This window comes from Citrobacter sp. Cpa228 (genome assembly GCF_030333085.1).
GTDB classification, from domain to species: domain Bacteria; phylum Pseudomonadota; class Gammaproteobacteria; order Enterobacterales; family Enterobacteriaceae; genus Citrobacter; species Citrobacter pasteurii.
This window is the reverse complement of record NZ_JAOWGQ010000050.1, coordinates 21,193-42,333: the sequence shown is the minus strand read 5'-3', so window position 1 is coordinate 42,333 and position 21,141 is coordinate 21,193. Positions and strand designations below refer to the sequence as shown.

General features: G+C 52.6%; 18 protein-coding genes. 8 read left to right on the top strand and 10 right to left on the bottom strand.

The window, feature by feature from the left end; all coding sequences use genetic code 11:
* Positions 1–92: 92 nt before the first annotated feature.
* From menA to priA, 6 genes are all read right to left on the bottom strand, one after another.
* Positions 93–1,022, bottom strand: a complete 930-nt coding sequence (menA, locus tag OGX91_RS13380) for a 1,4-dihydroxy-2-naphthoate polyprenyltransferase (protein ID WP_005121721.1) — start codon at positions 1,020–1,022, stop codon at positions 93–95.
* 67 nt (positions 1,023–1,089) lie between these two features.
* Positions 1,090–2,421, bottom strand: coding sequence for an ATP-dependent protease ATPase subunit HslU (hslU, locus tag OGX91_RS13375; protein ID WP_003028803.1), 1,332 nt, complete (start codon positions 2,419–2,421; stop codon positions 1,090–1,092).
* Between the two features lie 9 nt (positions 2,422–2,430).
* The gene (gene hslV, locus OGX91_RS13370; RefSeq protein ID WP_003028805.1) at positions 2,431–2,961 is read right to left on the bottom strand and encodes an ATP-dependent protease subunit HslV; all 531 of its coding nucleotides are present in this window, start codon (positions 2,959–2,961) and stop codon (positions 2,431–2,433) included.
* 92 nt (positions 2,962–3,053) lie between these two features.
* Positions 3,054–4,037, bottom strand: a complete 984-nt coding sequence (gene ftsN, locus OGX91_RS13365) for a cell division protein FtsN (RefSeq protein ID WP_199947729.1) — start codon at positions 4,035–4,037, stop codon at positions 3,054–3,056.
* A 93-nt stretch (positions 4,038–4,130) separates the two neighbouring features.
* On the bottom strand, positions 4,131–5,156 hold the full coding sequence (cytR, locus tag OGX91_RS13360; protein WP_003825179.1) for a DNA-binding transcriptional regulator CytR: 1,026 nt from the start codon (positions 5,154–5,156) through the stop codon (positions 4,131–4,133).
* A 156-nt stretch (positions 5,157–5,312) separates the two neighbouring features.
* On the bottom strand, positions 5,313–7,511 hold the full coding sequence (gene priA, locus OGX91_RS13355; protein ID WP_286626504.1) for a primosomal protein N': 2,199 nt from the start codon (positions 7,509–7,511) through the stop codon (positions 5,313–5,315).
* Positions 7,512–7,715: 204 nt separating this feature from the next.
* Here priA and rpmE point away from each other — a divergent pair, with 204 nt between their 5' ends.
* The 3 genes from rpmE to OGX91_RS13340 all read left to right on the top strand — a co-directional run bounded on the left by rpmE (position 7,716) and on the right by OGX91_RS13340 (position 10,456).
* Positions 7,716–7,928, top strand: coding sequence for a 50S ribosomal protein L31 (rpmE, locus tag OGX91_RS13350; RefSeq protein WP_003028810.1), 213 nt, complete (start codon positions 7,716–7,718; stop codon positions 7,926–7,928).
* A gap of 344 nt (positions 7,929–8,272) precedes the next feature.
* Positions 8,273–8,953 carry an oligogalacturonate-specific porin KdgM family protein gene (locus tag OGX91_RS13345; protein WP_182289570.1) on the top strand — a complete coding sequence of 227 codons (681 nt, stop codon included), beginning with the start codon at positions 8,273–8,275 and terminating at the stop codon, positions 8,951–8,953.
* A gap of 78 nt (positions 8,954–9,031) precedes the next feature.
* Positions 9,032–10,456, top strand: coding sequence for an MFS transporter (locus OGX91_RS13340; protein ID WP_286626500.1), 1,425 nt, complete (start codon positions 9,032–9,034; stop codon positions 10,454–10,456).
* Between the two features lie 52 nt (positions 10,457–10,508).
* On the opposite strand, the gene metJ is transcribed toward OGX91_RS13340, so the two are convergent.
* The gene (gene metJ, locus OGX91_RS13335; RefSeq protein ID WP_003028816.1) at positions 10,509–10,826 is read right to left on the bottom strand and encodes a met regulon transcriptional regulator MetJ; all 318 of its coding nucleotides are present in this window, start codon (positions 10,824–10,826) and stop codon (positions 10,509–10,511) included.
* A 265-nt stretch (positions 10,827–11,091) separates the two neighbouring features.
* Here metJ and metB point away from each other — a divergent pair, with 265 nt between their 5' ends.
* Together metB and metL are read left to right on the top strand one after the other, a co-directional pair.
* Positions 11,092–12,252, top strand: a complete 1,161-nt coding sequence (metB, locus tag OGX91_RS13330) for a cystathionine gamma-synthase (protein WP_286626498.1) — start codon at positions 11,092–11,094, stop codon at positions 12,250–12,252.
* Between the two features lie 2 nt (positions 12,253–12,254).
* Positions 12,255–14,687, top strand: coding sequence for a bifunctional aspartate kinase/homoserine dehydrogenase II (metL, locus tag OGX91_RS13325; RefSeq protein ID WP_005121700.1), 2,433 nt, complete (start codon positions 12,255–12,257; stop codon positions 14,685–14,687).
* Positions 14,688–14,759: 72 nt separating this feature from the next.
* On the opposite strand, the gene OGX91_RS13320 is transcribed toward metL, so the two are convergent.
* Positions 14,760–15,191 carry a hypothetical protein gene (locus OGX91_RS13320; protein ID WP_052463778.1) on the bottom strand — a complete coding sequence of 144 codons (432 nt, stop codon included), beginning with the start codon at positions 15,189–15,191 and terminating at the stop codon, positions 14,760–14,762.
* The gene (locus tag OGX91_RS13315) at positions 15,172–15,549 is read right to left on the bottom strand and encodes a carboxymuconolactone decarboxylase family protein (protein ID WP_005121694.1); all 378 of its coding nucleotides are present in this window, start codon (positions 15,547–15,549) and stop codon (positions 15,172–15,174) included. Before OGX91_RS13315 ends, OGX91_RS13320 begins: the two co-directional genes overlap by 20 nt.
* Positions 15,550–15,638: 89 nt before the next feature.
* Between OGX91_RS13315 and OGX91_RS13310 the strand changes: the two genes are divergently transcribed.
* From OGX91_RS13310 to katG, 3 genes are all read left to right on the top strand, one after another.
* Positions 15,639–16,547 (top strand): LysR family transcriptional regulator, encoded by a 909-nt coding sequence (locus tag OGX91_RS13310; protein ID WP_155022012.1) that lies wholly within the window; start codon positions 15,639–15,641, stop codon positions 16,545–16,547.
* A gap of 157 nt (positions 16,548–16,704) precedes the next feature.
* Complete coding sequence (gene metF / locus OGX91_RS13305) at positions 16,705–17,592, top strand: methylenetetrahydrofolate reductase (RefSeq protein WP_005121692.1); 888 nt, start codon at positions 16,705–16,707, stop codon at positions 17,590–17,592.
* Positions 17,593–17,760: 168 nt separating this feature from the next.
* Positions 17,761–19,941, top strand: coding sequence for a catalase/peroxidase HPI (gene katG, locus OGX91_RS13300; protein WP_005121691.1), 2,181 nt, complete (start codon positions 17,761–17,763; stop codon positions 19,939–19,941).
* A gap of 86 nt (positions 19,942–20,027) precedes the next feature.
* Here the strand turns inward: katG and gldA are convergent, their stop codons facing one another.
* Positions 20,028–21,131 carry a bifunctional L-1,2-propanediol dehydrogenase/glycerol dehydrogenase gene (gene gldA, locus OGX91_RS13295; RefSeq protein WP_005121690.1) on the bottom strand — a complete coding sequence of 368 codons (1,104 nt, stop codon included), beginning with the start codon at positions 21,129–21,131 and terminating at the stop codon, positions 20,028–20,030.
* Positions 21,132–21,141: the final 10 nt, after the last annotated feature.

The following is a 21,141-nucleotide window of genomic DNA, read 5'->3' as shown; positions in this document are numbered from 1 at the left end:
AGGCTCAACGTTCAGTTGCTGCGAGAATTTTTAGTATATCGCGCTATGTGTACTGTTGGCAAAATCATCAATTGTTAATTGATATTTGTCAGTTAAAGAGACCACTGACTTAAGAAAATTCCAACAACAAACAGCAGGTTAGTCAACAGTGCCGCTTTTACGGTGCGTTCCAGCATTGGGCGCATTGCCGTCGGATCCATTTCACGCATCACGTAGCGTGCCTGTTTAATCAGCAGTGGTGCGGCGAGGATAAAGAGCCATCCCCATAAACTTTGCAGCGAGAACAGGTTAAACAGCGCCAGGCAGACCAGCGTGCCCATCAGCAGACAGGCGTGGTAGCGGCGGGCATTGACAGCGCCTAAACGCACGACCAGCGTGTTCTTGCCGTTCTCTCTGTCGCTGTTGATATCGCGCAGGTTGTTAACGTTGAGTACGGCAGTTGCCAGCAGGCCGCAGGCGGTAGCAGGCAGAATGAGCGCCGGAATCAACGTATGCGCCTGCAGATACCAGCTTCCCATCACGCTCAGCCAGCCGAAGAACACCAGTACAGAAATATCACCCAGACCGATATACCCGTATGGACGATTACCGACGGTATAGGTGATAGCGGCGATAATCGACAGGCCGCCGAGAATCAGGAAGCCGACAAAATCTGCCAGCGTGTGACAGGCCACCGCCACCAGCGCCAGACCGGACAGGCAGATTAAGACCACGGTGACAATCAGCGCACGCTTCATCTCTTGCTGGGTAATAACGCCTTTTTGCATACCGCGCAGCGGTCCAATACGGTCGGGCTTGTCGCTGCCTTTAACGGCATCGCCATAGTCGTTCGCGAGATTGGACAGGATTTGCAGCAGTCCTGCGGTAATCAGTGCCAGCAGAGCGACCAGCGGATCAAAGAACCCTTGCCACCATGCTAATGCCGTACCGACGATGATCGCCGCGAAGGCGAGCGGTAAGGTCTTAGGTCGTAAACTTTCCAGCCAGGCTTGCGAGCGGCTAATTTGTTGTTGTTCAGTCATATTTAGCGCCAATAAAAATGGGGCTTTATCAGCCCCATCAACAGTGATGAAAATGCATTGAACGCGATTATAGGATAAAACGGCTCAGATCTTCATCTGCGACCAGCGCATCCAGATGTTTGCTCACATATTCGGCATCAATTGTGATGCTTTGGCCGTTCAAATCGCTCGCATCATAGGAAATATCTTCCATCAGACGCTCAAGCACGGTATGCAGACGACGCGCACCGATGTTTTCGGTGGTTTCGTTGACCTGCCAGGCCGCTTCGGCAATGCGTTTAATGCCCGACTCGGTGAAGTTAATGTCCACACCTTCTGTCGCCATCAGCGCTTTGTACTGCACGGTGATGGAGGCATTCGGTTCGGTAAGGATACGCTCAAAATCGCTGGTGGTCAGCGCCTGAAGTTCCACACGAATCGGCAGACGACCCTGCAGTTCCGGGATCAGGTCAGACGGTTTCGCCACCTGGAATGCGCCGGAGGCGATAAACAGGATGTGATCGGTTTTCACCATACCATGCTTGGTAGAGACGGTGCAGCCTTCAACCAGCGGCAGCAGGTCGCGCTGTACGCCCTCACGGGAAACATCCGGGCCGGAGGACTCGCCACGCTTACAGATTTTGTCGATTTCGTCGATAAACACGATTCCGTGCTGTTCAACGGCGTCGATAGCTTCCTGTTTCAGCTCTTCCGGATTGACCAGTTTGGCCGCTTCTTCTTCAATCAGCAGCTTCATCGCATCTTTGATTTTCAGCTTACGCGGTTTTTGCTTCTGGCCACCCAGATTCTGGAACATAGACTGCAACTGGCTGGTCATCTCTTCCATGCCCGGAGGCGCCATAATTTCTACGCCCATCGGTGCGGCAGCAAGATCGATTTCAATCTCTTTATCGTCCAACTGGCCTTCACGCAGTTTTTTACGAAATGCCTGACGCGCTGCTGAAGGTTCCTGAGGCTGCTCTGACTGTCCCCAGTTATTTTTGGCTGGCGGGATCAGTACATCGAGAATACGCTCTTCGGCCATTTCTTCTGCGCGGAAGCGGTTTTTCTCGATCGCCTGAACGCGAACCATTTTGATGGCGGCATCGGTCAGATCGCGGATGATCGAGTCAACTTCTTTACCTACATAGCCGACTTCGGTGAATTTCGTTGCTTCAACTTTGATGAACGGCGCGTTGGCCAGTTTTGCCAGACGGCGGGCGATCTCGGTTTTACCGACACCGGTTGGGCCAATCATCAGAATATTTTTCGGTGTGACTTCATGGCGCAGCTCTTCGTTGAGCTGCATGCGGCGCCAGCGGTTACGCAGGGCAATCGCCACGGAACGCTTAGCGTTATCCTGGCCGATGATGTGCTTGTTCAGTTCGCTGACAATTTCGCGTGGGGTCATTTCAGACATGGGGGATCCTTACGCTTTGGAGTTCAATTCTTCGATGGTATGGAAGTGGTTGGTATAAATGCAGATATCCCCTGCAATATCCAACGCTTTCTCAGCAATTTCGCGTGCGCCAAGCTCGGTGTTTTCCAGCAGAGCGCGTGCTGCAGCCTGGGCGTAGGGACCGCCGGAGCCGATGGCAATCAGATCGTTTTCTGGCTGAATGACGTCACCGTTACCGGTGATGATGAGCGATGCCGTTTCATCTGCAACGGCCAGCAACGCTTCGAGTTTGCGCAGCATACGGTCGGTACGCCAGTCTTTAGCCAGCTCAACGGCGGCCTTAACCAGGTGACCCTGGTGCATTTCCAGTTTGCGTTCAAACAGTTCAAACAGCGTGAATGCATCCGCAGTACCGCCCGCAAAGCCCGCAATGACTTTGTCGTTGTACAGACGGCGGACTTTTTTCACGTTGCCTTTCATTACGGTGTTACCCAGTGTGGCCTGACCATCACCGGCGATTACCACATGGCCGTTACGGCGTACGCTTACTATTGTTGTCACGAGCAGACCCCTTGGTTACAAATGCAGAATACAGGCCCCGCACAGGTGTACGGGGCGTAATGCAAGTATAGATGGGGGATATTTTGGGGGTTTCAACCCCCAGTGGCGAGTCGAATGCAGTTTGTGTGGCCGGCAACTTTCAGGCGGCTGATGGTGTTGTCGGCATTTTCCTTGCCTTTCACCGGGCCAATCACCACGCGATTCCAGCCGTTGTTGGTGGTAATGCGGGAGTTGAAGCCCTCAAAGGCCAGTTGAGCACGCACGGTTTCTGCCTGCTCTGCCCCTTTGAATGACCCGCACTGCACCATCCAGCGGCGTTCATCTTTTTTCTCCGCCGTTTGTTTTGGCGGCTGCGTTTCATTCGTTATTGGCGCGGCTGGCTGCGTTTTCGGCTGAGCGGCGGTGGTATGCGCAGGCGTCTGCAGCAGATCCTGGTACGGCTGTTGGGCCGCCGGTTTTGGCTGTGCTTTCGGCTGTTGTTGTACCGGAGCTGCTTGCGCCGTACGCGTTTGCTGCTGCTGGTAAGGCTGTTCCGCTACCCGTGATTGCGTGCGCGGTTGCTGCGCCTGCTGCTGCGCGTTGTTCCACTGTTGTTGTTGCACCTGACGCTGACGCTGCAGCGTTTGCTGGCGCTGTTCAGGCGTTTGTTCGTTCCACGGTACTTCGTTGAGCTGTGTCGGCTGTTGACGCATATCAGCCTGCATTTGCGCCAGCAACTGGCGCTGCTCATTGGTCAACTGATCGGCGTTAAGCACTTCGCCACCCGCAGAGGGTTCGGTTGGCGCACGTACGCCAGGCTGACGGCTTTCCAGCTCTTTGATGTAGCGCCAGCGTTCTTCCGGTTTTGGTGGGATGCCATTGCCGGTGACTTTCTGGTTTTGCAGCGTCTCGGACTCTTCTTTTTTGTGATGCGTAATGAAGTACAGACCACCGATAAAGGTCACGAGTACGGCTGCAGCAATAGCGACCATCGCGGGGGATACCGCTGGCGTACTGCGTTGCTTTTTCCGTGATGTGCTCTTTTTGCGCCGCGAAGGTGCCGGTTGGCCGCGACGTACATAATCTCGTTGTGCCACTATCGTTTCGCTGTATTTATTCGTTCGTCAGCCCGCCATGTTACTTAAGCGACGGGCCTTTGACCAGACAGGGGAGTCCGAAAGCACTTTACTTTACGTCAGTGCCCGGGTAGTACCCCGAATAATTAGCTCGCAGTCCAGTAAACGTGAGCCACTGCTGACGCTCTGCCCTTGTAATTGATCGAGCAGTAACAGCATAGCTTCACGTCCGATATCGAAACGCGGTTGTGCGACGGTTGTCAGGGGTGGATCACAAAATTCCGTCAGTGAAATATTATCGAAGCCAATGATAGATAAATCATCCGGTACTTTTAAGCCCTGACGTTTGGCGTAAGAGAGCGCGCCAAGCGCCATCACATCGCTGTGACAAAAGACCGCGGTCGGCGGCTGCGGCAGCTCAAGTAGCTGTTTTAACGCGTTAGCGCCCGCTTCATAGGTGAAATCACCGCGCGCGATGAAGTGTGGATCGACGGTAATTCCACTGCGGCGTAGTGCCTGAACATAGCCTTGCAGGCGGTAGTGGCACAGCGGCATATCCTCTGGACCGGCAATACAACCAATGCGCTTATGCCCCAGTTCCAGCAGATAATTCATCGCGTTAAAGGCTGCAGTGAGGTTATCAATGTGCACGGTGGGCAGTTCCAGCTCTGGCGCAAATTCGTTGGACATGACCATCGGCGGCAAGTTGCGTTGCTCTTCCACGCTGGCATCAAACGGCAGGCGTGAGCTGAGCAGCACCATGCCATCGATCTGCTTGGTGATTATGAGGTTGAGGAAGGTCTTTTCCTGCTGGTTCTGGTGAGCGCAATCGCCGATAAGCACCAGATATCCTTGCTCTGCGGCGGTCACTTCTATGCCGCGAATCACTTCGCTAAAAAAGGGATCGCAGATATCCGGTACAATCACCAGAATGGTACGTGACTCATTACGCTTAACATTGCGTCCCATTGATTGGGGTAAATATCCCACTTCCAGGGCTGCCTGCTCAACCTTGTTACGGGTTGACTGTGAGACTTTGTCCGGGTTCATTAATGCGCGGGATACGGTTGCCGTTGAGACTTTCGCCTTCAGAGCAACATCTTTCATCGTAGCGGCGGCAACCTGCTTATTCGGTTTCACTCTTTCTCCTCGCCAGAGAGCTGCTGGCACAGACTCGTCCTTGAATAGCCTTCATCTGAAACATTTTTATCAGATAGTTAATGGAAACGGTTACAGAATTTTCATAAAAAGTGTGATGGATCTTTAATTTTACGATCCGTCTCGCATCGTGAGGGATTATCCCTCGATGGGATCGACATCCAGCACCCATTTAACCTTACGTGCATCGGGTAACGTATTGATCAGCGCCAACGTGCCGCTGACGATATGCTGCAGGCGAATTCGCGACGGATGCTGTAACAAAATTTGCCAGCGATAGCGACCGCCGCGCTTAGGTGCCAGAGCGGGAACCGGGCCAAGCACCCACAGTTTGTCATCGGCCAGCGGACTGGCCTGAATCAGATTTCGTAACTGCTGTAAGAACATTGGCGCATGCTGATTGTTATGATCTTCTGCCCGCACGATCACGTGACTGGTCCACGGTGGTAACTGCAGCGTTTGCCGCTCGGCCAGCGCCTGTTCGGCAAATGCGTCATAACCTTTATACAGCAAGGTTTGCAGTAGCGGATGTTCAGGATGGTGCGTTTGCAGAACCACTTCGCCTTGTTTCCCGGCGCGCCCAGCTCGTCCGGAAACCTGGGTATAAAGTTGGGCGAAACGTTCAGCCGAACGGAAATCGGCAGAGAATAGCGCTCCGTCAACGTCCAGAAGCGCCACCAGGGTAACGTCCGGAAAGTGGTGGCCTTTAGCCAGCATTTGCGTGCCGATCAGAATGCGAGCGCCGCCGCGATGCACTTCTGCCAGGTGCTGCTCCAGCGAGCCCTTACGGCTGGTGGTGTCGCGATCGATGCGTGAGATTGGCACGCCGGGGAAAAAAGGTGCCAGAGCTTGCTCAAGCTGTTCGGTGCCGAGTCCTACCGGCACCATATGCGTTGAGCCGCAGGAAGGGCATTGACGCGGTATCGGACGCTGACTGTCGCAGTGATGGCAGCGCAGATGGTGTTGCGCCTGATGCAGCGTGTAGTAGTGATCGCAGCGCGGGCATTCAGCAATCCAGCCACAGTCGTGGCACAGCAGGGCAGGCGCAAAACCCCGGCGGTTTAAAAACAGGATCACCTGGTTATCCGCTTGCAGATGCTGACGCATACGGGCGATAAGCGCAGGGGCGAGCCCGGCCTGTACCTGCTGACCCTTGAGATCCAGCACGTGCTGAATGGCTGGGCGTGCATTCCCGGCACGGCGCGTCAGGCGCAACATGCGGTATTTTTTCTGCCGCACGTTGCACAGCGTTTCCAGCGCAGGGGTGGCTGAGCCGAGAATGATGGGAATTTGTTCGCTATGGGCGCGATAAACCGCGAGGTCGCGCGCATGATAACGCCAGCCTTCCTGCTGTTTATAAGAGCTGTCGTGCTCTTCGTCGATGACAATCACGCCCAGATTTTTAAACGGCGTAAACAGCGAGGAGCGCGTACCGATAACTATCGCCGCTTCGCCATTTTTTGCTTTCAGCCATGCCGAAAGACGTTCGCTGTCATTCAATCCGGAGTGCAGGACTTCGACCGGCGCATTAAAGCGTTCACGAAAACGGGCAATGGTTTGTGGCGTCAGGCCAATCTCCGGCACCATTACCAGTGCCTGCTTGCCCTGGGCAAGGACATTTTCCAGTACGCTTAGATAGACCTCTGTTTTACCCGACCCCGTCACGCCGGCTAATAGCCAGGCGCTAAAGCTGTCCGACGCGCTATGAATCGCGCCAACAGCGGTGGCTTGCTCGGTATTCAGTCGAAGACGCTCGCCGGAAACGGCGTAGTGCGTACGCCAGTCGCTGAAACCTGGCGTTTCACTCGCCAGGGAGCACAGACCTTTTTTCCGCAACGCCTGTAATGCGGCGTCATTAAATTCCAGCTCTGCCACCTGGTCGCGCCATATTTTTCCCTGGCGTAGCGCAGCCAGCGCCTGCTGCTGCTTGGGAGAACGCTTCAGGCTGTTGAGGTCAATAACCTGGCCTTCTTCAGTGGCAAACCAGTACCACATGGGCGCGTTAGTCGCCGGGCGTCCCTGGCGCAGCAGAATTGGCAGGGCATGAAACAGTACGTCACCGATAGGATGATGATAATAATCCGCCGCCCACAACAGCAGACGCCAGACGGAGGTCGAGTAGACCGGTTCGCTGTCCAGCACTTCGAGAACGGCTTTCAATTCGCTCCGCGGTAGTTCACTGTGCTCGCTGACGGAAAGGACGATACCGACACGCTCCTGCTGCTTGCCAAAGGGCACGCGTACGCGACACCCGGCTTTGGCGCTCATACCTTCCGGCAGGAGATAGTCAAAGGTACGAGGTAGCGGAACGGGTAAGGCAACATGCGCAACGGGCATTGAATCATCCTGACTTGAAATCTGGCGGGTTAGTATACACATTAGTGAAGGACAGAATGCGGATCAGTTTGCATGAGCAGGTTAATTTCTGTATGATTCGCCGCCTTTGATACAAATTTGTATCACTGACCTATACTATTAACATCGCGTGGTGTCTGGCGTTAGGGCTGGAAGAGCGACGCGGCCTTAAACCGAGGTTTTCCCATGAAAAAAGATATTCACCCGAAATACGAAGAAATTACTGCAAACTGCTCTTGCGGTAACGTCATTAAAATCCGCTCTACTGTCGGTCACGATCTGAACCTCGACGTGTGCAGCAAGTGCCACCCGTTCTATACTGGCAAGCAGCGTGATGTTGCTACCGGTGGCCGTGTTGATCGCTTCAACAAGCGTTTCAGCATCCCAGGCAGCAAATAAGTTTCAGCTGCCAGAAAAAAGCGCCTTATGGCGCTTTTTTTGTATCTGTATTTGATAATACAATTTATATTTATATTTATGTGTTGAATAATATTTCGTTTTTAATAAATGAAATGGCGTTTTATTTTTAAAATAAAATATTCACACTAGTGATCTTCGTCATTTTTATCTTCTGTTCTTTGCCACTTATGCCAATTCCTGGCAAAATCTCAAAGGTTTATCCCTTCTTTCTAAAATACACTTTTGCGGAAATATAAAATTATTCTTACGACTCTATTATTTTCCTGTTTATAGTCCGGAATGTAATGGTGAATTTTCTTTATTTAGTGTGAAAAGGGATGGTCATGAAATTTAAATCTATCTTGTTACTGATACCATTATTATCTGCAGCCGCGCAGGCGGGTTATGTTGATTACCGTCATGAATATTATGATGACGGGCGAAATTACGATCGTGTTTATATGTCTCATCGTTTTGCTACAGGTTTTGGTGTAGCGGTAGAGGCCATTTCACGTTCTGAAGATACGCAATCGAACGATGCGTGGAATAATATGGAAAGTAACGGTAACGAGTATACGGCAAGTTACCAGTTTACCTGGCGGGATCTCATCTGGCAGCCAGGTATTGCGATCGAAACGGGCGATAACATCACGATTTATAAACCTTATGTCCGCGTACAGTACAATATCAATGACAGCTGGTGGACTGCGTTCCGCTATCGTCAGGAGTACATGCGCAGAAACACTGACGGCAAGGATGACCGCATGGTCTATCGTCCGGAAGCATGGCTCGGTTATAACATTAATGACTGGATGTTTGAGCTAAACGGTATTTATAAAATTGCCGATAGCGAAGATTTATATAACAACCGAAAAGATGATTACGAATATAACTTCCGCGTGGCGTATAAACTAGGATCCTGGGTTCCATTTGTTGAGGTTGGCAACGTTTCCTCTGGTTATAACACAACAACGACAGACGATCGCCAGACCCGTTATCGTGTCGGTCTTGGTTATAACTTCTAATCGGTAATAGTTTTCATATCGACCGATTACGTCGATAAGCATAGTTTGTGTGAATAATATGTCTAAGGAGTTGACATCATGTCTAATGATGGAACTATTATCGGAAATAATGAAACCACTGTCGTCAGACCTTTCGGATTTAGAGATAAAATTGGTTATTTGTGTGGTGACCTGGGAACCTGTTTTATTCTTGGCTTAGTAAATAGTTTTTTAATGATTTATTACACTAACGTCCTCGGCATTTCAGGGGTTATTGTCGGCTCACTCTATTTTGTGACTAAACTCTTTGATGCGTTTGTCGATGTTGGTGTAGGGCGCTTATGCGATACCTCTAAACTGACGATACATGGGCGATTTAACCCCTGGGTGCGCCGCATGAAGTATCCATTCTGTATCATCGCGGTGGTCCTGTTTCTGCCGTTTGTGAATGATTTTTCTTATACGGCGAAAATTATCTACATTTGCTGCTCCTATTTTGTGTACGGTTCACTGTTATCGACAGTCAGCATTCCGTATGGCGCCATGTCTGCGGCGATTAGCTCGAACCCGGAAGACCGGGTGTCGCTGTCAACCTGGCGCAGCGTGGGTTCCGCTATCGGCGGCGGAGCAACCGGCTTTTTTATCCCGATTCTGATGTACACCACCCTGGTGGACGGAAGTCAGGTGATTTCCGGGCAGCATTTCTTCTGGATCGCCATCGGCTGTGCGGTGTTGGGTTTTATCTTTTTAACATTGACCTGCCAGTTAACGACGGAGCGTGTGCGCGTAGAGAAAAAAGAGAGCATGCCTGTTTCAGTGCTGTTGAAAGGGCTACTACGCAATAAGGCGCTGATTGTTTTAGTGGTTGTGGATCTGTTGATCGTGATTAATCAGGGGTTGTCTGGTACCAACATGACTTACCTGTTTAATGACTATTTCCATAACAAAGAGGCCATGTCCGTTGCCTTGCTCTTCACCTTTGGGTCTCTGGTTTTGCTGGCGCCATCGGCATCCTGGCTCACGAAGCGGTTTGGTAAAAAAGAGGCCAGCGTCGGCGCATTGCTCTTTGCGGTGGCGATGTATCTGATTATGTACTTCATCCATATTACCGACGCGAAAGTCTATTTGGTTTGCCTGTTCCTGGCGACGCTGGGGGCTGGGTTATTCAACCTGATGATCTGGGCGTTTATGACCGATGTTTGTGATTATCATCAGTATGTCACCGGCGATCGTGAGGATGGTACGGTTTACGGCGTGAACTTCTTTGCCCGCAAGGTGGGTCAGGCGTGTGCAGGGGCGGTTGGTGGATTTATGCTGGCCATCATTGGTTATCAATCTTCGTCAACGGGCGGCGCTGTGCAAACCAGCATCGTGCAGGAAAACATCTATACGATGGCGAATCTTTTACCGGCGTTATGCCTGTTTTTGGCCGCGATTATTCTGATTTATTTCTATCCCTTGAACCGTAAAGAGACGCTCAAAATGGAAGAGACATTGAATAAACTTAATGGTATCAGTAAGTAACATAGTGAGAAGCGGCGGGAGTAATCCCGCCTTTTCTCATCTGTTCTAACAATCAGTATTCCCACGTTTCCGGGTTGATACCCAGTTCACGCATGATTACCTTTGCTTCTTCCGGGATTTCATCACTGCGCTCTTTACGCAGGTCTTCATCGTTGGGTAATGGTTGCCCGGTAAAAGCATGCAGAAACGCTTCACACAGCAGTTCACTGTTGGTGGCGTGACGCAGGTTGTTAACCTGACGACGCGTGCGTTCATCGGTAAGGATTTTTAACACCTTCAGAGGAATGGAAACCGTAATTTTTTTGACTTGCTCACTCTTCTTACCGTGCTCAGCGTATGGGCTGATATATTCGCCGCTCCATTCAGCCATGAGATACCTAATCCTCTTTGTCATTAATATTGAGGCCAGAACCTGAGCCCGGACCATAATTGCGCGTAGTTTATCGTAGTGGCGCGGCCCTGACACGAAGTTAGCCGACGCAAATGTACGCTAATGCATATAATTTTAACGGCTATTTCCTGTTTGCTCAATCTATACGCAAAGAAGTTTAGATGTCCAGATGTATTGACGGCTATTGTAACAATGATTACTCTGGTGTCTGACTTTTCACCGACTCAGCCAGGATCTCCTCAATATGACGCGTAAACAGGCCACCATTGCAGTGCGTAGCGGATTAAATGACGACGAGCAGTACGGTTGCGTTGTCCCACCGATTCACCTCTCCAGTACCTATAATTTCACCGGTTTTAATGAGCCGCGCGCGCATGACTATTCACGCCGCGGCAACCCGACGCGTGATGTGGTTCAGCGTGCGTTGGCGGAGCTGGAGGGAGGCGCTGGTGCAGTGCTGACCAATACCGGCATGTCGGCGATTCATCTGGTGACCACGGTATTCCTCAAGCCTGGCGATCTGCTGGTCGCACCGCACGACTGTTACGGTGGGAGCTATCGTCTGTTTGATAGTCTGGCAAAACGTGGCTGCTATCGCGTGCTGTTTGTCGATCAGGGTGATGATCAGGCGCTGAAAGCGGCGTTGGCGGAAAAACCAAAGCTGGTACTGGTCGAAAGTCCAAGCAACCCGCTGCTGCGCGTGGTAGATATTGCAAAAATCTGCCAACTGGCGCGTGAGGCTGGTGCGGTGAGCGTTGTCGACAACACTTTTTTAAGCCCTGCACTGCAAAATCCACTGGCATTGGGCGCCGATCTGGTGTTGCATTCATGCACGAAATATTTAAACGGTCACTCGGATGTGGTGGCTGGCGTGGTGATAGCGAAAGATCCGGAGACGGTCACTGAGTTGGTATGGTGGGCGAATAATATTGGCGTTACCGGCGGCGCATTTGATAGTTATCTGCTGTTGCGTGGCCTGCGTACTCTGTCGCCGCGTATGGAAGTGGCACAACGTAATGCTCAGGCTATTGTGGACTACCTGCAAACCCAGCCGCTGGTGAAGAAACTGTATCATCCGTCACTGCCGGATAATCAGGGGCATGAGATTGCCGCGCGTCAGCAAAAAGGGTTCGGCGCGATGTTGAGTTTTGAACTGGATGGCGACGAGCAAACATTGCGTCGCTTCCTGAGCGGGTTGTCATTGTTTACGTTGGCGGAATCATTAGGGGGCGTTGAAAGTCTGATCTCCCACGCCGCGACCATGACACACGCGGGTATGGCGCCAGAAGCGCGTGCTGCTGCCGGAATTTCGGAAACGTTGTTGCGTATCTCCACCGGTATTGAAGATGGCGAAGATTTAATTGCCGACCTGGAAAATGGCTTCCGGGCTGCAAACAAGGGGTAAACATGAGTGTGATTGCGCAGGCAGGGGCGAAGGGTCGTCAACTGCACAAATTTGGTGGTAGTAGTCTGGCAGACGTGAAATGTTATTTGCGTGTCGCAGGTATTATGGCGGAGTACTCGCAGCCTGACGATATGATGGTTGTTTCCGCCGCGGGCAGTACCACTAACCAGTTGATTAGCTGGCTTAAGTTAAGCCAGACCGATCGTCTTTCTGCGCATCAGGTTCAGCAGGCATTACGCCGTTATCAAAGTGAGCTGATTAGCGGCCTGTTACCACCAGACGTGGCTGATGGGCTGATCGGTGCGTTTATTCACGATCTGGAGCGTCTGGCCGGATTGCTCGACAGCGGTGTGAACGATGCCGTCTATGCCGAAGTGGTGGGACATGGCGAGGTGTGGTCGGCGCGTTTGATGTCTGCTGTCCTTAACCAACAGGGGCTGGAATCGGCCTGGCTGGATGCGCGAGAGTTTTTACGTGCTGAACGCGGTGCCCAGCCGCAGGTGGATGAAGGTCTGTCTTATCCGTTGCTGCAACAACTGCTGGCTCAGCATCCGGGTAAACGCCTGGTGGTTACCGGGTTTATCAGTCGTAGCAATGCGGGTGAAACGGTGCTGCTGGGGCGTAACGGCTCTGACTATTCAGCGACGCAGGTTGGCGCGCTGGCGGGCGTTTCCCGCGTGACTATCTGGAGCGATGTCGCTGGGGTTTATAGTGCGGACCCGCGTAAAGTCAAAGATGCCTGTTTGCTACCGCTGCTGCGTCTTGATGAAGCCAGCGAGCTGGCGCGTCTGGCGGCTCCGGTTCTGCATGCTCGCACCTTACAGCCGGTTTCGGGTAGCGATATCGACCTCCAGCTGCGCTGCAGCTACACGCCGGATCAGGGGTCAACGCGGATTGAGCGTGTACTGGCTTCTGGTACCGGAGCGCGCATTGTGACCAGCCATGACGACGTCTGTCTGATTGAGTTTCAGGTTCCCGCCGGCCAGGACTTTAAGCTGGCTTACAAAGATATCGACCAGATTTTAAAACGCACGCAGGTGCGTCCGCTGGCGGTTGGTGTGCATCCGGACCGTCAGTTGCTGCAATTTTGCTATACCTCCGAAGTTGCTGATGGCGCACTGAAAATTCTTGATGAAGCCGGTTTGCCGGGCGAGCTGCGTCTGCGCCAGGGGCTGGCGCTGGTGGCGATGGTTGGGGCAGGCGTAACGCGCAATCCGCTGCATTGCCACCGTTTCTGGCAGCAGTTAAAAGGCCAGCCCGTCGAGTTTACCTGGCAGTCGGAAGAGGGGATCAGTCTGGTTGCGGTACTGCGTACCGGCCCGACCGAAAGCCTGATTCAGGGTTTGCATCAGTCTATTTTCCGTGCAGAAAAACGTATCGGTCTGGTGCTGTTCGGCAAGGGGAATATTGGTTCACGCTGGCTGGAACTGTTTGCCCGCGAACAAACAACGCTTTCCGCGCGTACCGGGTTTGAATTCGTGCTGGCAGGCGTGGTGGATAGCCGCCGCAGCCTGCTGAACTATGAAGGGCTGGATGCCAGCCGTGCTCTGGCTTTCTTCGACGACGAAGCGGTAGAGCAGGATGAAGAGGCGCTATTCCTGTGGATGCGCGCCCACCCGTATGATGATTTAGTGGTACTGGATGTGACGGCCAGTGAACAATTGGCCGATCAGTATCTGGACTTCGCCAGCCATGGTTTCCATGTCATTAGCGCCAATAAACTGGCGGGGGCGAGTACCAGCGATAAGTATCGCCAAATTCATGATGCTTTCGAAAAAACCGGTCGCCACTGGCTGTATAACGCCACCGTGGGTGCAGGTTTGCCGATCAACCATACTGTGCGCGATCTGATTGATAGTGGTGATACGATTCTGTCGATCAGCGGGATCTTCTCCGGCACGTTATCCTGGCTGTTTCTGCAATTTGATGGCACGGTTCCGTTCACCGAACTGGTGGATCAGGCCTGGCAGCAAGGGCTAACTGAACCAGACCCGCGCGTCGATCTTTCTGGTAAAGATGTGATGCGTAAGCTGGTGATCCTGGCGCGTGAAGCAGGTTACGATATTGAGCCGGACCAGGTTCGCGTTGAGTCACTGGTGCCTGCGCACTGTGAAGAAGGCTCCATTGACCATTTCTTTGAAAATGGTGATGAGTTGAACGAACAGATGGTGCAACGTCTGGAAGCTGCACGTGAAATGGGGCTGGTGTTGCGCTACGTGGCGCGTTTTGACGCCAATGGTAAAGCGCGTGTGGGTGTTGAAGCGGTCCGCGCTGAACACCCGCTGGCAGCGCTGTTGCCGTGCGATAACGTGTTCGCCATTGAAAGCCGTTGGTATCGCGATAACCCGCTGGTGATCCGTGGGCCGGGCGCAGGTCGTGATGTAACCGCCGGTGCTATCCAGTCCGACATCAACCGTCTGGCGCAGTTGTTGTAGTTTTTTTGCCGGATAAAATGCGTAAGTATTACTATCCGGCATCATTACCGTTTATCAATGAGGGCGTTGTATTTACAGCGTCCTTATCGTCTGAAACACAGAATGGGCAGAGTAACGTGGGCTTTGCTGAAATTCCGTCTGTTGCTGCAACCCGTTGAGAAAATGATGACTTGCCGCCAGGGTTATTAACGCTCCTTTTTCAACCTGACCCCCTGTTAACAAACACACCATTTTACGCGTGTCGCCTTGTTGCCAAATTTGCCACTGGTTTTGCCACCATCCCTGATAACTTTTGCCCAGTAACTGCCAGGGTCTGGTGTGTTGATCGTCACTGATTTCTTCATCCACAAACCAAAGCGAGGCGTGATGTTCGCGAAATTGTTCCCCATTAAACAACGGGGGATAGCTGCCGCATGCCCGGCAATGCAGTGCGGCATAACCCAGCAGATACTCAGGCCAGCAGATAATCCGCTGGCCTGTTGTTTTAGCCTTTGTGGGAGGCAAACACCTCTTTTGCGGCGAACACACCGTTGAGTGCCGCGGGGAAGCCAGCATATACGGCCATCTGCATAATCACTTCAACGATCTCATCCTGCGTTAAACCCACGTGTAATGCCGCACCAATATGTACTTTCAGTTGCGGTGTGGCGTTACCCAGCGCAGTTAATGCCGCGACGGTAGCTATTTCTCTACTGCGTAAATCCAGCCCCGGTCTTGAATAGATGTCGCCAAAAGGAAATTCAATCAGGTATTGGGCGAAGTCTGGCGCAATGTCCTGCAGACTTTCGATGACCGCATCGCCCCCTTTGCCATCCACTTTTTGCAACATCTCCTGACCGGTAATAAAGCGTTCTGAAAGCATCATTTCTTCCTCTATCGTGTGGTCTGTGGCGTGAGGATAGAGCGCGCAGAATGATTGGGATAATACCGTTTCCGTGATACTTTTTTGGTATGACAATATCGCCCCTGCACTCTCTGGATATCCGTCTGCTGCGCTACTTCACCGTAGTGGCCGAAGAGAACAACATGAGCCGTGCGGCGCAACGTCTTTTTATGTCGCAGCCGCCGCTAAGCCGCCATATTCGCCAGCTTGAAGAACGTCTGGGGGTGACGCTTTTTGTCCGTCATACCCGTGGGCTGACATTGACGGAAGAGGGCCAGCATGTATTAGAAATGGTGCGCCCACTGCTGGCGCTACAGGACAAGACCTATATTGCATTGAGCCAGCTAGCGCAGATGGAGGTGCAACCTCTGCGTTTAGGATTAAGCACGGCGTTTGAACAGGGTGTTTTTGTGGCGCTTGAATCAATGCTAAATGCTCGTGTAAAAATGCTGCGTGTCATGCGTCACGGCTCACCTGAACTTGTTCGTCAGGTAAGGCGAGGCAAACTGGATGCGGCGTTGGTGGCTTTGCCTATTGAGGCATCTGGGCTTACCGTCATCCCTTTAGCCTGGCAAGAGCCGATAATTGCTGCATTACCCTCCTTTTGGTCAGAGGCTTGTACGACCTCTCTTTCCTTATCGGCACTTAACCACCGACCGTTGTTCTGGTTCCAGCGGGAACGTAACCCGGCTTTCTTTGACTATACCCGGCAGATTTTCCACCGTGCTGGTTACTCTCCTTCCTGTCTTGAAGAACCACTGGAGCATGATGTGTTGCTTGCGCGGATTGCCCAGGGCGATGGTTTAAGTTTGCTCCCGGCTTCATTTGCCGCTATCCAGCGCCAGGGCGTGGTATTCCATCCACTGAGCGATGCTGAGCTGTGTATCCGTGCCGGGTTCGTGATGTTGCCTGAAAATGAGAGCCGGTTGCAGTGGGTGCAAGAACTCATGATGCAATCCTTCACCATTTCAAGCTGATGTGAATTTTTTTCACGTTGGCTGAGTATTCCTCACCTTTATCGATGATTTTTGTGTTGACGCCAGCGTGCTTTTCCGTCATTTTTACATCTAGACGTCTAAACGTATAGCAGTTCACAATACAACATATAACGACAAAAGATTGATGAGGTAAGGTATGAGCTTTTTTCACGCCAACCAGCGGGAAGCCCTGAATCAGAGCCTGGCGGAAGTTGCCGGTCAGATTAACGTTTCGTTTGAGTTTTTCCCGCCGCGCACCAGTGAAATGGAACAAACCCTGTGGAACTCCATCGATCGTCTGAGCAGCCTGAAGCCGAAGTTTGTTTCCGTGACCTACGGGGCAAATTCGGGTGAGCGCGACCGTACGCACAGCATTATTAAAGGTATTAAGGATCGCACGGGTCTTGAAGCAGCGCCGCACCTGACCTGCATTGATGCGACCCGTGATGAGCTGCGTACCATTGCTCAGGACTACTGGAACAACGGTATTCGTCATATTGTTGCCCTGCGTGGTGACCTGCCGCCGGGAAGCGGTAAACCGGATATGTATGCTTCTGACCTGGTGACGCTGCTGAAAGACGTTGCAGACTTTGATATCTCTGTTGCCGCTTATCCGGAAGTTCATCCGGAAGCGAAGAGTGCTCAGGCTGATTTGCTGAACCTGAAGCGTAAGGTTGATGCCGGTGCAAACCGGGCGATCACCCAGTTCTTCTTTGATGTGGAAAGCTACCTGCGTTTTCGCGACCGTTGCGTATCAGCAGGCATCGATGTGGAAATTATTCCGGGTATCCTGCCGGTCTCTAACTTTAAGCAGGCGAAGAAATTTGCCGATATGACCAATGTTCGTATCCCTTCCTGGATGTCGACAATGTTTGATGGTCTGGATGATGATGCCGAAACCCGCAAGCTGGTAGGGGCGAATATCGCCATGGACATGGTGAAGATCCTCAGTCGCGAAGGGGTGAAAGATTTTCACTTCTATACGCTCAACCGCGCTGAGATGAGCTACGCTATTTGTCACACACTGGGTGTAAGACCGAATTAAACAGATGCCCCAGCCCTCTACGGAGGGCTTTTTATTGATCATTTTGATCTACATCTCTGTAACGTAAAATATAAAAGGAATTAGCTATCGAATCTGTGGGTTATTTCGACTATATCTTATCTCTGGTGGTGTATATCGTAGTCAGAACACTGTAAAGGGAGCATATAGATGAGCATGTCCGACGATAGCCATAACGCATCAACTGCCGGTAAGTGTCCTTTTCATCAGGGCAGTCACGATCAGAGCGCGGGAGCAGGAACGAACAACCGCGACTGGTGGCCTAATCAACTCCGTGTAGATTTGCTGAACCAACATTCCAACCGTTCGAACCCGCTGGGCGAGGACTTCAACTACCGCAAAGAATTTAGCAAACTCGACTATTCTGCCCTGAAAGGGGATCTCAGAGCCCTTCTGTCCGAATCTCAACCGTGGTGGCCCGCTGACTGGGGAACCTATGCTGGATTGTTTATCCGCATGGCATGGCACGGTGCAGGGACTTATCGCTCCATCGATGGACGCGGCGGCGCGGGTCGCGGACAGCAGCGTTTTGCACCACTGAACTCCTGGCCGGACAACGTTAGCCTTGATAAGGCGCGTCGTCTGCTGTGGCCAATCAAGCAGAAATATGGTCAGAAAATTTCCTGGGCCGATCTGTTTATCCTCGCGGGTAACGTGGCGCTGGAAAACTCAGGCTTCCGTACCTTCGGTTTTGGCGCAGGGCGTGAAGATGTCTGGGAACCGGATCTGGACGTAAACTGGGGTGATGAGAAAGCCTGGCTGACTCACCGCCATCCTGAAGAGTTGGCAAAAGCCCCGCTTGGCGCAACCGAAATGGGTCTTATCTATGTGAACCCAGAAGGTCCTGATCACAGTGGTGAACCGCTTTCTGCGGCAGCGGCTATTCGTGCGACCTTCGGTAATATGGGGATGAACGACGAAGAAACTGTTGCGCTGATTGGTGGTGGTCATACGTTGGGCAAAACCCACGGAGCAGCACCTGCATCCCATGTTGGTCCTGATCCTGAATCTGCACCAATTGAAGCGCAGGGCCTGGGCTGGGCCAGCAGCTACGGCAGCGGCTCGGGTGCAGATGCCATCACTTCTGGTCTGGAAGTTGTCTGGACGCAGACTCCGACCCAGTGGAGCAACTATTTCTTCGAGAACCTGTTCAAATATGAGTGGGTGCAAACTCGCAGCCCGGCAGGCGCTATTCAGTTTGAAGCGGTTGACGCACCGGAGATTATCCCCGATCCGTTTGATCCGTCGAAAAAACGCAAGCCAACAATGCTGGTCACCGACCTGACCTTGCGCTTTGATCCTGAGTTCGAGAAGATCTCTCGTCGTTTCCTTAACGATCCGCAGGCGTTCAACGAAGCCTTTGCTCGTGCGTGGTTTAAACTGACGCACCGTGATATGGGGCCGAAAGCGCGTTACATCGGGCCGGAAGTACCGCAAGAAGATCTGATTTGGCAGGATCCACTGCCGCATGCGTTCTTCAACCCAAGTGAAGAAGACATTCTTAACCTGAAGGCGACCATTGCAGCTTCCGGGCTTTCTGTCAGTGAGCTGGTATCGGTGGCGTGGGCTTCCGCATCGACTTTCCGTGGCGGTGACAAACGTGGTGGCGCTAACGGTGCTCGCCTGGCGCTGGCACCACAACGCGGCTGGGATGTGAATGCGACTGCGGCACGTGTTCTGCCTGTGCTGGAAGGTATTTATAAATCTGCTCATACCGCCTCGTTGGCCGACATTATCGTGCTGGCCGGTGTGGTCGGTGTCGAGAAAGCGGCAAGCGCGGCGGGTGTTAACATCACTGTGCCTTTTGTTCCGGGCCGCGTAGACGCGCGTCAGGACCAAACCGATATCGAGATGTTTGAGCTGCTGGAGCCTATTGCAGATGGTTTCCGTAACTATCGTGCCCGTCCTGACGTGTCGACCACCGAGTCGTTACTGATCGATAAAGCGCAGCAGTTAACCCTGACAGCACCGGAAATGACCGTGCTGGTAGGCGGGATGCGCGTACTGGGTGCCAACTTTGATGGTAGCCAGCATGGCGTCTTTACCGATCGTCCTGGCGTGCTCAGCAATGACTTCTTCGTCAACCTGCTGGATATGCGTAACGAATGGAAAGCGACTGACGAATCGAAAGAGGTATTTGAAGGTCGTGACCGTCTGAACGGTGAAGTGAAATACACCGCAACTCGCGCCGACCTGGTGTTTGGCTCTAACTCGGTACTGCGTGCGCTGGCAGAAGTTTATGCCTGCAGCGATGCCCACGAGAAGTTCGTGAAGGACTTTGTCGCGGCATGGGTGAAAGTGATGAACCTGGACCGTTTCGATCTGCTGTAATAGAAAATGCCGGATGTCGCTTGCGCGGGTCCGGCATCGTAGGAATAAAAAAATCCCCGCATTTGCGGGGATTTTCTATTTGCAGGTTATTCCCACTCTTGCAGGTAACGTTGACCGTACTGGTCAGCCACCAGCAGGGCGGCATACACCTGGTCCGGCGTTGCGCCGCCCGGCATGTTGTGGATGGTTTCGCCTTCGGCACAAGCCGCTTCTGCCACAATGCGCATTTTCGCCTGAATATCCTGTTTGATGTCCAGTTGCGCCAGGGTAATCGGCAAACCAACGGAATGGCACAGCGCCGCAACGGTTTCGATTTCGTCTACCGGCGCATTTTCCAGCACCAGTTGCGTCAGCGTGCCAAAAGCCACTTTTTCGCCGTGGTAATAGTGATGCGCATCCGGGATTGCGGTCAGACCATTATGAATGGCGTGAGCCGCTGCCAGGCCGCCGCTTTCAAAACCGACGCCGCTCAGATAGGTGTTGGCTTCAATCACGCGCTCCAGTGCTGGTGTAACCACGTGCTGCTCTGCAGCCAGCATCGCTTTTTCACCTTCTTCGATCAGCGTATTAAAGCACAGCTCTGCCAGTGCCAGCGCCGCCTGAGTACACTGACCACCCGCCATGGTGGTGGCGCCGCTGCGTGAGCAGGCTCGTGCTTCAAACCAGGTTGCCAGCGCATCGCCGATACCTGCTGCCAGCAGCCGCGCAGGCGCACCCGCGACAATTTTGGTATCAACAATGACCCTGTCCGGGTTGTTCGGCAGCAGCAGATAGCGGTCGAATTCACCCGCATCGGTGTAAATAACGGACAGCGCGCTACATGGCGCATCGGTAGATGCGATGGTTGGCGCAATGGCAACCGGTACACCCATAAAGTGCGCCAGCGCTTTGGCGGTATCCAGCGTTTTACCGCCGCCAATACCGAGTACTGCCCCGCATTGCGCTTTTTCCGCCACGCCATGCAGGCGGTCGATTTCGTTTTGTGAACATTCACCACCAAACGGTGCAATCTCCAGCGCCAGTCCGGCATCCTGGAAGCTTTTTTCCAGCGCAGATTGTGCAAATCCTAAGACAAACTTGTCCCCAACGACCAGCCAGCGTTCTGCCAGTGGTTTGAGATAGCTGCCAAGACGGGTAATAACATCAGCACCCTGGATGTACTTACCAGGTGATTGAATAATGCGATCCATACTTTATTTC

Bases quoted from the DNA above. Each gene is read 5' to 3' on its own strand.
- menA (WP_005121721.1), bottom strand. From the start codon at position 1,022: ATGACTGAACAACAACAAATTAGCCGCTCGCAAGCCTGGCTGGAAAGT.
- hslU (WP_003028803.1), bottom strand. From the start codon at position 2,421: ATGTCTGAAATGACCCCACGCGAAATTGTCAGCGAACTGAACAAGCAC.
- priA (WP_286626504.1), bottom strand. From the start codon at position 7,511: ATGCCCGTTGCGCATGTTGCCTTACCCGTTCCGCTACCTCGTACCTTT.
- rpmE (WP_003028810.1), top strand. From the start codon at position 7,716: ATGAAAAAAGATATTCACCCGAAATACGAAGAAATTACTGCAAACTGC.
- OGX91_RS13345 (WP_182289570.1), top strand. From the start codon at position 8,273: ATGAAATTTAAATCTATCTTGTTACTGATACCATTATTATCTGCAGCC.
- OGX91_RS13340 (WP_286626500.1), top strand. From the start codon at position 9,032: ATGTCTAATGATGGAACTATTATCGGAAATAATGAAACCACTGTCGTC.
- metJ (WP_003028816.1), bottom strand. From the start codon at position 10,826: ATGGCTGAATGGAGCGGCGAATATATCAGCCCATACGCTGAGCACGGT.
- metB (WP_286626498.1), top strand. From the start codon at position 11,092: ATGACGCGTAAACAGGCCACCATTGCAGTGCGTAGCGGATTAAATGAC.
- metL (WP_005121700.1), top strand. From the start codon at position 12,255: ATGAGTGTGATTGCGCAGGCAGGGGCGAAGGGTCGTCAACTGCACAAA.
- OGX91_RS13315 (WP_005121694.1), bottom strand. From the start codon at position 15,549: ATGCTTTCAGAACGCTTTATTACCGGTCAGGAGATGTTGCAAAAAGTG.
- OGX91_RS13310 (WP_155022012.1), top strand. From the start codon at position 15,639: ATGACAATATCGCCCCTGCACTCTCTGGATATCCGTCTGCTGCGCTAC.
- metF (WP_005121692.1), top strand. From the start codon at position 16,705: ATGAGCTTTTTTCACGCCAACCAGCGGGAAGCCCTGAATCAGAGCCTG.
- katG (WP_005121691.1), top strand. From the start codon at position 17,761: ATGAGCATGTCCGACGATAGCCATAACGCATCAACTGCCGGTAAGTGT.
- gldA (WP_005121690.1), bottom strand. From the start codon at position 21,131: ATGGATCGCATTATTCAATCACCTGGTAAGTACATCCAGGGTGCTGAT.